This is a genomic window from Enteractinococcus helveticum (assembly GCF_020742345.1).
GTDB lineage: Bacteria > Actinomycetota > Actinomycetes > Actinomycetales > Micrococcaceae > Yaniella > Yaniella helvetica_A.
This window is the reverse complement of record NZ_DYXC01000085.1, coordinates 1-10,498: the sequence shown is the minus strand read 5'-3', so window position 1 is coordinate 10,498 and position 10,498 is coordinate 1. Positions and strand designations below refer to the sequence as shown.

9 protein-coding genes and 3 tRNA genes are annotated in these 10,498 nt (G+C 58.0%); 5 read left to right on the top strand and 7 right to left on the bottom strand.

What is annotated here, in order from left to right; translation table 11 throughout:
- Positions 1-573: transposase family protein (locus K8V32_RS08225; RefSeq protein WP_524536715.1), on the top strand; the 573-nt coding region annotated here is incomplete at its 5' end.
- Positions 574-973: 400 nt separating this feature from the next.
- On the opposite strand, the gene K8V32_RS08220 is transcribed toward K8V32_RS08225, so the two are convergent.
- The 3 genes from K8V32_RS08220 to K8V32_RS08210 all read right to left on the bottom strand — a co-directional run bounded on the left by K8V32_RS08220 (position 974) and on the right by K8V32_RS08210 (position 1,298).
- A tRNA-Phe gene (locus K8V32_RS08220) sits at positions 974-1,046 on the bottom strand.
- Positions 1,047-1,108: 62 nt separating this feature from the next.
- Positions 1,109-1,182 (bottom strand) — tRNA-Asp (locus tag K8V32_RS08215).
- 43 nt (positions 1,183-1,225) lie between these two features.
- A tRNA-Glu gene (locus K8V32_RS08210) sits at positions 1,226-1,298 on the bottom strand.
- 306 nt (positions 1,299-1,604) lie between these two features.
- Between K8V32_RS08210 and K8V32_RS08205 the strand changes: the two genes are divergently transcribed.
- Together K8V32_RS08205 and K8V32_RS08200 are read left to right on the top strand one after the other, a co-directional pair.
- On the top strand, positions 1,605-2,369 hold the full coding sequence (locus K8V32_RS08205) for a GntR family transcriptional regulator (protein WP_303905670.1): 765 nt from the start codon (positions 1,605-1,607) through the stop codon (positions 2,367-2,369).
- A gap of 296 nt (positions 2,370-2,665) precedes the next feature.
- Positions 2,666-4,183: a C40 family peptidase gene (locus K8V32_RS08200; protein WP_303905667.1), complete on the top strand. Its 1,518-nt coding sequence runs from the start codon at positions 2,666-2,668 to the stop codon at positions 4,181-4,183.
- 132 nt (positions 4,184-4,315) lie between these two features.
- Here K8V32_RS08200 and K8V32_RS08195 read toward each other — a convergent pair whose 3' ends face one another.
- The 4 genes from K8V32_RS08195 to K8V32_RS08180 form a co-directional block, all read right to left on the bottom strand.
- Positions 4,316-5,332 (bottom strand): universal stress protein, encoded by a 1,017-nt coding sequence (locus K8V32_RS08195; RefSeq protein ID WP_303905664.1) that lies wholly within the window; start codon positions 5,330-5,332, stop codon positions 4,316-4,318.
- 95 nt (positions 5,333-5,427) lie between these two features.
- Positions 5,428-6,315: a spermidine synthase gene (locus K8V32_RS08190; RefSeq protein ID WP_303905661.1), complete on the bottom strand. Its 888-nt coding sequence runs from the start codon at positions 6,313-6,315 to the stop codon at positions 5,428-5,430.
- A complete protein-coding gene (locus K8V32_RS08185) occupies positions 6,312-6,872 on the bottom strand; it encodes a hypothetical protein (RefSeq protein ID WP_303905658.1) in 561 nt (186 codons plus the stop codon). Before K8V32_RS08185 ends, K8V32_RS08190 begins: the two co-directional genes overlap by 4 nt.
- The gene (locus K8V32_RS08180; protein WP_303905655.1) at positions 6,869-7,222 is read right to left on the bottom strand and encodes a thiamine-binding protein; all 354 of its coding nucleotides are present in this window, start codon (positions 7,220-7,222) and stop codon (positions 6,869-6,871) included. Before K8V32_RS08180 ends, K8V32_RS08185 begins: the two co-directional genes overlap by 4 nt.
- Positions 7,223-7,421: 199 nt before the next feature.
- On the opposite strand from K8V32_RS08180, the gene pta reads away from it, so the two are divergent.
- Both pta and K8V32_RS08170 read left to right on the top strand, forming a co-directional pair.
- Positions 7,422-9,494: a phosphate acetyltransferase gene (pta, locus tag K8V32_RS08175; RefSeq protein ID WP_303905652.1), complete on the top strand. Its 2,073-nt coding sequence runs from the start codon at positions 7,422-7,424 to the stop codon at positions 9,492-9,494.
- Between the two features lie 22 nt (positions 9,495-9,516).
- The coding region (locus tag K8V32_RS08170; RefSeq protein ID WP_303905649.1) for an acetate/propionate family kinase at positions 9,517-10,498 on the top strand (982 nt) is incomplete at its 3' end.

Sequence of the window (10,498 nt, the reverse complement as noted above, 5' to 3'; positions counted from 1 at the left end):
ACCTCGTTGACCGACGTGGACAGCCTGGACGAGGCGACCGGCTGGTTGACCGAATTCCACGCCTGGTATCAGCAGCACCAGGACTTTCTGAAGCACCGCAGCTATGTGGCCACTACTCGGCCAGAGCAGCGTCCCAAACGCCTGCAGGCCGGGCAGAAATCCTGGTTCACTCATCAACGCACCCGATCCGCGTACTTCGCCCTAAAACGCTTAGTCACTCAGGATCAGCTGTTCATCTGGCTCACCGAACGCCACACCCCTGACGAGCCCTTACCGCGGGCCACCAGCCGGTTAGAAGGCGGCCACAATCAGCCGATCAAAGACCTGTTTCGACACCACCGTGGCATGTCTGAATCACATGCCACGGTGGCCATCAGCTGGCTGCTGTACATGCGCACAGAAAACGCCCAGCAGCCATGGAAACTTGTCACACCAGACCACTGGGCAACCACCCAGAAACCCCGGATCGTCTCCACCACCAACAATACCGTCACCCCAGCACTATTCGATACCCACTTCAGCTGGGAAGACGGCAACGGCATCCAACACGGCTGGGCCGGCAGAAGCCACTAACCCCACCAACCACACCAGCCCGGAAACCACGATCACAAGACTGGTTTCCGGGTTGTTTCAACACCCAAAATCAGGAATCTATACACACATTTTGGGCCTTACCCCTCAACACCCAAAATCAGGAATCTATACACACATTTTGGGCCTTACCCCGCAGATGAACACTCAAATGCTGAGGCGGCCCGACGCTGGATGATTATCGGAGGTTCCTCTGGACATCCTCAACGTCAAAGAATCGCACCAACGGCGTCCGGTGTTGCCCCTCGTGATGCGATGCAGGTTGATCCGCAGGAGTCAGGAACCTAAAAAGCTGGTTGCGAGTTCAGGGCACAGGCAGTGAGAACGGAGGATTGGAAAGAATAAAGAACCCCCGCGATGTAGAAGCTACGCGAGGGTTCAGTGGTCCCGACCGGCGTCGATCCGGTGACCTTTCGATTTTCAGTCGAACGCTCTACCAACTGAGCTACAGGACCAAAACTATTTTCAGTTTGTCTGGGAAAAAGAGCCCATCCTTCTGGATAGGCTCCTTGATCCGCGACCCTGACGGGACTTGAACCCGCGACCTCCGCCGTGACAGGGCGGCGCGCTAACCAACTGCGCTACAGGGCCATGAAAAACCTTCAAGATTTCTCAAAGCCAGTTTACTGACTTGTACCCCCAACGGGATTCGAACCCGTGCCGCCGCCGTGAAAGGGCGGTGTCCTAGGCCACTAGACGATGGGGGCCTGACGTTCGCAGCGTGTTTGCACTCGCTTGTGCGATCGACCTAGATCATCATAGACCCAAACGTTTTTCAAAAGCAAATCTAGCGTCCTGGTGCCAGTAATCCGAGGCTGAGAGAATCCGGCACAGCAGCACAGAAATCCCTGTGCATTGGTGAACCCTACACCCCGCCAATCGACAAATCAGCTGGTCAAAACCCAATATAACCATGTAGTAAACTGAAATAGCTTCCCATAAACCGTGTACAGACAAATCCCATTTTCCAGTGATATTGTGAGATTCAGCACTCTTAGCTTGTAGGAGATCTGATGGAGAAGCCTGTAATGCCAGACCTTTCATTGCTTAGCAGCGAGAGTGAAGACGATCCGCTTCACGCCCATACGCCGACACGGATCGCCGCTGCACTACGTGATCACATTTGCAAGGGAGCACTGAGTCCGGGCACGAAATTATCGGAAGAGATGATTGCAGCAGAATTTGAGGTTTCTCGCAATACGCTGCGAGAAGCATTCACCGTACTGGCAGGTGAAGATCTTGTATATAAAGTTCCCAACCGTGGTGTCTTTGTCATTGACCCTGGGCCGCATGACATTCGCGAGATCTATCAAACGCGAAGGTTTATCGAACCATCAGCCATCCTATGGGGCAAACTCACGCCAGAACTGACCGAGACATTTCATCATATTGCCGACCGCACCCGTCGCGGTGTTGCACAAGAAGATTTCTCAGCCATTGTCGAAGCCGATCGGAGCTTCCACGTGGCGGTGGTCGCATTAGCCGGCTCGGAGACCATGTCTCAAGCTCTTGAACGGCTGTTGACTCGCCTACGCCTAGCGTTCACCGGGCTTCGAATCAGCACCCCCATTCACGGCACATTCGCACAGCAAAACCTGGCGATCATCACCCGCATCCTGGGCGGTGAACGCATCGAAGCTTCACGAGGCCTCCACCGATACCTCGGCCTGGCCGAAAACATGATCATGCAGCACGTCACCGGTGCAGGACAACCAGCAACTGACAGAAAACAACCCGTCGACCCCCTCAACGATGGCCGAGAGATCCACCAGAACTAAAGAACTCGTACCGTCACAGCTACATCACATGGCGTCTGAAACGATCTCGTTTCAGACGCCACTTTTATTAAGTCAAGTACCAAACCCGGTTCTGTAAAACAAATTTATACAACGGCAACGCTGCAAGGATCCCGATGATTACAGGCGTGTCGCCAGAGTTACACCATTGTGGTTTATGTTCACCTAAGTGCCAGGTGTTGCAGATGTGACAACCATACAGATAAAGTCATTGCTTGTGGTCAAGATGGTTATAACAAAACCATAAAACTGGACTCGCCACAGAATGAGGAAGAATCGTGAAATCACGAAGTGTGAAAGGGGCCGCCGCCGGCGTCGCCCTTATTACGGTCGCAGCAATGTCTGCCACCGCAATGCCACAGATCTTCTCAGAATCCGACGGTGTTTTCGCCAAATCAACGAACGAACCAGAAGCTCCACTTACCGAGGTACCTGCTCTCCCAGACGAAGCGACGATCGCCGAAGCCAAGGATAATCCTTCCGCCCAAGCGAAACTACGTGAAGATCTGAAAGAGATCCTCGACAAGAGCAACCAGCGTTTGGCCGATGCCGAAGGTGAGACGCTTTCTGCAAATGAAAAGGCTCGTGAACTTGGCGAAGCCGCAGCAGAAGCTCGTCGTGAAGCTGAGACTGCTGCTCAACAGGCGCAACTTGCAGCCGACGAACATGAACTCGTTCAGGAGGAAGCTGGGGAAGCCGTTGCGGACATGTATCGCAACGGAGGCTTGACTACTGAAGAGTTCTTGCTTGGCGACGAAGATGCGTTGGCACAGGATGCCACCGAACAACACCTGGCTAACTCATTGGCCGCAGATGTCGATACAGCTCAGGCCAAACACAACGCAGCTGAGCACTTTGAAGGTGAGCAGGCCAACCGGTCCGAGGCACTAGCTGAAGCAGCCAAAGAAGCTGAAGAAAAAGCCGCCGAGGAAGAACGCAAGAAACGCGAAGAACAAGAGCGTCTCGAGCGACTCGAACAACAGCGCCGTGAAGAAGCTGAAGCTGCTGAGCAAGCCGCTGCTGCTGCGGCCGCTGCCGCCCAAGATGCCGGATTCGATCCGGATGCACTGGTAGAAGAGGTACGCAACGAGGCTGCAGACCGAAATACTGGTGGAGATACCACCTCACCTGAGGCCTCCGCCACGAGTACTAAATCCGCAGCGCAGGCACCAGTAACTCCAACAGAGGAACCATCACCTACGGCAACACAAACGCCGTCGTCGTCACCGACGAACAGTGCCTCATCAACCCCGGCTGCGACACCGACTCCATCGGCGACTCCCACGGCTACACCAACTCCTACGCCGACCCCGACTCAGACTCGCACGTCGACGCCAACATCGACTCCGACGAAGACTCAGGCACCAAAACCGAAGCCCACCCCGTCGAAGACGGTGGCACCGGCCTCGACTGGTTCGAATATGTCTGCTGCGGTCAATTGGGCGGTCAATAAGGTCAATGAAGCTGGGACTTACTACTCGTGGGGTGGCAATGGTCCGAAGGGCTATGACTGCTCGGGCTTCACGGTTGCAGCATTTGCGCAGGCTGGGAAGTCTCTGCCACGTACTTCCAGCGCTCAATACGGTGCCGCCAAACAGTACGTGTCACTGGATAACCTGCAGCCTGGCGACCTGGTTTACTGGTCAAATAACGGGCAACAGTCCGGTGTTTACCACGTTGCGATTTACATTGGCAACGGCCAGATTGCTCACGCTCGCAATCCATCGACCGGTATCACGATCACCGGGTTGCACTACTCGCCGTGGAATATGATGTCCGTTGGTGGTCGATACTAACTTCTAGGATCCTCGAAGGGTTCGGAGTCCGGGGAAGTTCTCCGAACTCTTGGAGGTAATAATTCAATAGCACAACGCCTGAGGGCCTGCACACCGTGTGGTATGCAGGCCCTCAGGCTTTAGTCGTGGTTGTTAGTCTTGTGGGTCCTGGTTGATCATCGGACCGTATTCTGGGCGGTCGGACAGGCGTGGATCGTCGTGGTACGGGACGATCATGACCGGGCCGCGTGCGTGAGCGGCAATACCTTGGGAGGTCGAACCAAGCAGTGCGCCGGTGAATCCACCCAGGCCGCGGGTGCCAACCACGGTCAGGCGGGCGGATTCGGATTCAGCTACCACCGCATCTACGGGGACACCGTCAATGACTTCGGAGTCGACGTTGAGATCTGGGAAGTGGGATTGCAGCCAGGCGACACCGGCCTCAAGCTTTTCGCGCAGTTCATCGAACATTGCGCGTTCGTCCACGGTGGACGGTAGCCATTCAACGGCTGAGGAGACCGGTGCCATCGCGGTGATGACGCGCAGTCGGCAGGTTGGGCTGCGCCGGATGGCTTCTTCTGCGGCGCGCAGCATGGCTACCCGACCCTGTTCGGAACCGTCCGAGGCGACGACGACCGGGGCATCGGTTTCGGCACGAGATGCTTCTGCACCGCGGGGCACCAGCACAACAGGGCACTTGGCCTGTGCTGGCAGGCCACGAGACACCGAGCCGACCAGCAAGCCCAGGAAGCCGCCGCGACCTCGCGGACCGGCGACGAGCATGTCGGCGTCGTGAGAATAATCGACCAGCACCGTGGCCGGATCGCCGAGTTCCACATTGCTGCGCACCTCGACGCCTTCGGTGTCACCGAGTTCGGCTTTCGTGGCTTCCAGAATCTGGCGGCACGACTGGGCCAGGGCGGAGTCTTCATGGCCACCGGTTGCAGCATCTACGGCAACCGATGGGAAGATTGGCAGGGTGTAGGCCGAGACCATGGTGAGCGGGGCACCGGTGCGTTTGGCTTCGCGCAGCGCCCAGATGGCTGCTGCCAGTGACCGCTTGGAACCATCTACACCGACGACGACGCCGTGTTTTTTCTTGGTTGGGTTTGCAGGTAAACCGTTATCTGGGTTCACTTTTTTGGCTGGGTCATGGAATTGTTCGGTCATGGCAGTTTCCCTCCGTACGGTCATTTCGCGTCCGAGGAGCGGATGCGAAGTTCCTATTTCCATTCTAGCGCCGAAGTCCAGGCTGATAAGCCGTTCTACGGGTATTCCTGTCGTAACAGCAGCGGGGTAAGCGACGGCGGGGTGCCGGCGATAAAGTTTGTGGTTGCGACCCCACATTTTGCTTGGGCCGGGAGCGGTTCGGCGCGCAGTGCCGCGCTAAAAGCGTCCATGCCGCCAAGATCCGGATTGGCCAGTGGGGTTTGCGTGCCGACCATGACGATATTGCCGCGGCGTCGTCCTTTAAACATTGTGGCGTCTGAAATCAGTGTGACGTATTTGAAGGCCTGTGCCAGGGCGGCGGCCTCCTGTCGGGCCGGCTGCAGATTGGGTGACCCGCCGTAATTCAAGAGGTAGGCGCCTTTAGGCCCGACGGCGCTGGCGGCTTGTTCGGCGGCCTCCAGTCCGGTCAGGTGCCCGGGCGTGATGTGGTCGCCGCGGGTGGTGCCGATAAAAACATCCCGGATGATGACATCCCAACTGTCCGGACGGGTCTCGGCTAAGACTTGGCCCGCTTCGGCCACCCGCATTTTGATAATTGGGGCGCGCGGCAGCCCGAAGTTATTACGGGCCAGTTCGGTGAGTTTGGCGTCCAGTTCCACGGTGGTGTGGCGCGAGTGTGGGTAGCGGTCGGCGCCCCAGCGGGCCAGGGTCGCTGCGGCACCACCCAGGTGTAAGAACCGCAGGTTGGCGTCTTGTGGGTAGCGGAAGCCCAGCGCAATGGCGATCCAGCGCATGTATTCAAAGCCCAGGCGCTGCGGTTCATCCGGGATGATCTGGGAGGATTGCACCCCGTTGAGCAGCAGCAGCCAGGCACCCGGGGTGAATGGGTCGGGTTTAATCTCTGCGGTGCCCGAGTCAATTTCATAGATGCCGGGTTCAATATTGACCGCCGAGTGTTTCTGGTTGCGCCGCTGCTTGCTCATGGTCGAACCATAGCCTGTCGCACCACGCCGCGCCACGGTTCTGCCGCCGGGTCCACCGGTTGGCCAAGTTCCTCAAATCCGGCTTCGTGCAGGCTGTGCACCACCACCGGTGCATTCCCTGACACCCAGGCGATGGCTGGTTTCTCCCCCACCGCTTGATGAATCAGCGCTTGACCAATGGTGGCGTTGGCGTTGTCTGCCAAGTACAAGTACCGGATTTCCTGGACCTCACCAAGGCTGTAAAGCTCAACGAATTCGGCGGTGTGCTCACTATGTTTGGTTGTGGCGTGAATGGTCCCGATCATCCGGTCGCGTAAGTCCTCAGCAATCCAGACCGTATCTCCCTTGGTAATGCGAGATTGCCAGAACTTCACCTGCTCATCGGTTGTGGCTTCCGCCTGGGTAAAGAACGCCTCGTCTTTGAGCTGACCGTAGATGGCGCGCCAGGCGCGGTGTTTGAAATCCACCAGCGCTCGGGCGTCGGCTACCGCGGCGTCACGAATATAAAACTCGGCACCGGTTTCGGTGGTGGTTTTGCGGTTGAATGGCCAGATCACTGGGCTTCGCCGTCCAGCAGCGAATTGACTCGATCAATTTTGGCGTCTAGCTGTCCGTCGGATTTCGCGGGGCGAATATCAGCCTTCATCGTGATCGAAATCCGCGCACCAAAAGGTTCCACGGCTTCCACACATTGCTTCAGTACGCCCATAACTTCGTCCCAGTCACCTTCAATTTCGGTAAACATTGACGACAACCGGTGGGCCAAACCCGAGTTGCGTACGACGTCATAGGCCGCTGCCACCGCGCGGGCAACCGAGCCGGTTGCGGCGTCTTCGGGGCTGTTAGCGGCCGCGTTTTCGCCAAGTTCACCGACACCTGATACAGAAATAGAAAATGCAAGAATCATAGTTCCATCGTAGCTGCACCGGCAGCTGTGAAGCCTCCGGCCGACAGGTAAAGCCGATGGTAGGGCCCCACAGAAGTGGAAATAGCTGCGCCATGTTGCCAAGCGCAGACCATAACTTCCCATCGCCAACATGACCCACGCCTCATGACTATAGTTGGTGAGGGTGCATCCATCCGTTGATCTCAAAAAGGACGTGAGCATGGCTCAAGGTATTTATATCACTACGACGACGATGCGCGCCGGCAAAACCCTGGTCTCTATGGGACTGGCCGACGCACTCAACCGGCACACCGGCCGGGTGGGGTATTTCCGTCCGATCGTTCCCGGTCACGACGTAGATACCGATCCGATGGTACAACTGATGCGCGAAACCTTTGAGCTGGATGAGCACTCTGCCACCGGTGGGGTCACCGATGCTTACGCCCGTGCCATGATCACCTCGGGTAAACAAGACGAACTCTATGCCGAACTTGTAGTCGCCTATGAGGCTATGGCAGCCAACGTCAACGCGGTGGTGATTGAAGGCACCGACCTGGTCAACGGGGACACCGGATTCGAACGCGAAATCGACACCGATCTTGCCCTACACTTCAACGCGCCGGTCCTCGCCGTCGTCTCCGCTCAAGGACTAACCGCCCAGGAAGCATCCGAGGCAGTCGAACTGACCCGCTCGAATCTGCGCGATGCGGGCTCGGAACTGCTATCCATTGTGGTCAACCGTGCTGAACCAGCACTGCTCGAGGACATGGCTAAGACCATCAAACCGGGGACCAATCAGCGCAAGGTCTACATTATCCCGGAGCTAGCAGAACTGCGCTACCCAACCGTTGGCGAAGTCGCCTCAGCCCTGAGCCTGGACTGGGTGGCCGGATCTGAGCAGCTTGACCGTGACGTGTCCGAGGTCAAAGCGGTCTCGATGGAGGGCGGTAACTTCCTGCAGGTCCTCAACGACGGCGCACTGGTGATCGTTTCCGGGGATCGTTCCGATGCGATTCTGGCAACCCTGGCCGCCGCCCGGACCGCCGACTTCCCGGTACCCGCGGGCATGATCCTAACCAACGGGATCGAACCCAACCCGATGATCCAGCGGCTTTACTCCGATGCGCCATTCCCGGTGTTCGTATCATTTTCTGATACCTTCACCATGGCCCGCACCGTGGCCGCAGTACCAGCCAGCCTTTCGGCCGCCCAGCCCCGCAAGACCGCCGCGGTCCTGGGTGCCTGGAATAATCACGTTGATGAAGACGAACTGCTGTCCCGCATCGAGCTGGCACGCCCCACCGCCATGACCCCGGTGCGCTTCTTACACCAACTGACCGCTCGGGCCTCGGCGGATCGCAAACGCATTGTGCTGCCCGAAGGCCAGGACCCGCGAATCCTACGTGCCGCAGAAATTTTGCGCCGTCGCGGGGTGTGTGACCTGACGATTCTGGGCGATGTTGATGCGATCCAGCAAACTGCAGCCAAACTCGGGGTGGATCTGACCGGCATTGAGCTGATCAACCCGACCGAATCCCCGAATCGTGAGCCCTACGCGCAGGCCTATGCGCAGGCGCGGGCACACCGCGGCGTCAAAATCGATTTTGCGCGTGAAATGATGCTGGACGCCGCCTACTTCGGCACCATGATGGTCCAACAGGGCGACGTGGACGGCATGGTCTCCGGTGCGGTCAACACCACTGCACACACCATCCGCCCAGCCCTGGAGTTTGTCAAAACCAAGCCCGGCACCAAGATCGTCTCCTCGGTGTTTTTCATGCTGCTACCTGACCGCGCCCTGGTCTACGGTGACTGTGCGGTCAATACCGACCCGGACGCCGAACAACTGGCCGATATCGCCGCCGCCTCTGCCGCCACCGCAACCCAATTCGGCGTCGAACCGCGCGTGGCCATGCTGTCATACTCCACCGGCGACTCCGGCTCGGGCGAAGCCGTGGACAAAGTCCGCCAAGCCACCCAACTGGTCAAAACAGCCAACCCGCAGCTCAAAGTCGACGGGCCGCTGCAGTATGACGCCGCGGTTTCAGCCTCGGTGGCGGCCTCCAAAATGCCCGACTCAGAAGTCGCCGGTAACGCCAGCGTGTTCATCTTTCCGGACCTCAACACCGGCAACAACACGTATAAGGCCGTGCAACAATCAGCCGGCGCGGTCGCCGTGGGCCCGGTTTTGCAGGGTCTGAATAAGCCCGTCAACGATCTTTCCCGTGGCACCACGGTCGATGACATCGTCAACACCGTAGCCATCACCGCCATCCAGGCTCAAGCAAACTAACCCACACACAAAGGACATCATCATGCTCATTCTGGTGATCAATTCGGGTTCTTCCTCACTGAAATATCAGCTGCGGGAACTCAATGACGACGGCACCGACGCTGATAATCCCATTCAGGCTTCCGGCCTGATTGAACGCATCGGCGTACCCGGCGCAGAAATCGCCAACCACACCCAGGCGTTAGACGTCGTCGCCAAGAAACTCGATGAGGTGCTCAACGGCCGCACCATTGATGCCACCGGACACCGCGTGGTCCACGGTGGGGAACGTTTCAAAGCACCGGCGCTGGTGGATGCTGAAGTCATTCGCGCTATCGACCGACTGGCCCCACTGGCCCCGCTGCACAACCCGCCGGCTGCTGAAGGGTTGCGCGCGCTGAGCGACAAATGGCCCGATATGCCCCAGGTCGTGATCTTTGATACCTCATTCCATCAGACCATGCCACCTCAGGCCTGGCTTTATGCCATCCCAAACTCCTGGTATACCGACTATGGCATCCGCCGTTACGGTTTCCACGGCACCAGCCACGACCTGGTCACCGGCAAAACGGCTGCACTGCTAGGTGTCGACCGCAAGGATTTTAGCGGCATCGTCCTGCACCTGGGCAATGGTGCTTCGGCCACGGCAATCAAAAACGGTCAATCCGTGGACACTTCCATGGGCTATACTCCCCTGGCCGGGCTGGTCATGGGCACCCGCTCGGGCGATATTGACCCCTCGATCATCTCGCACCTGGCGGCCTCACATGGTTTTACCGCCAAGGATGTTGACCGCGTGCTGAACTACGAATCCGGGCTGTTGGGCTTGACCGGGCACTCCGATATGCGCCAGGTTTTAGAGGCCGCCGATGCTGGACACCGCGACGCCCAAGTGGCACTCGATGTGGTCACCTATCGCTTGGCCAAATATATCGGTAGCTACCATGTTGCTGTCGAGGGCGCGCAGTCCATTAGTTTCACCGCAGGGATCGGCGAAAACTCACCCCCATTCCGTGCCCGGGTTC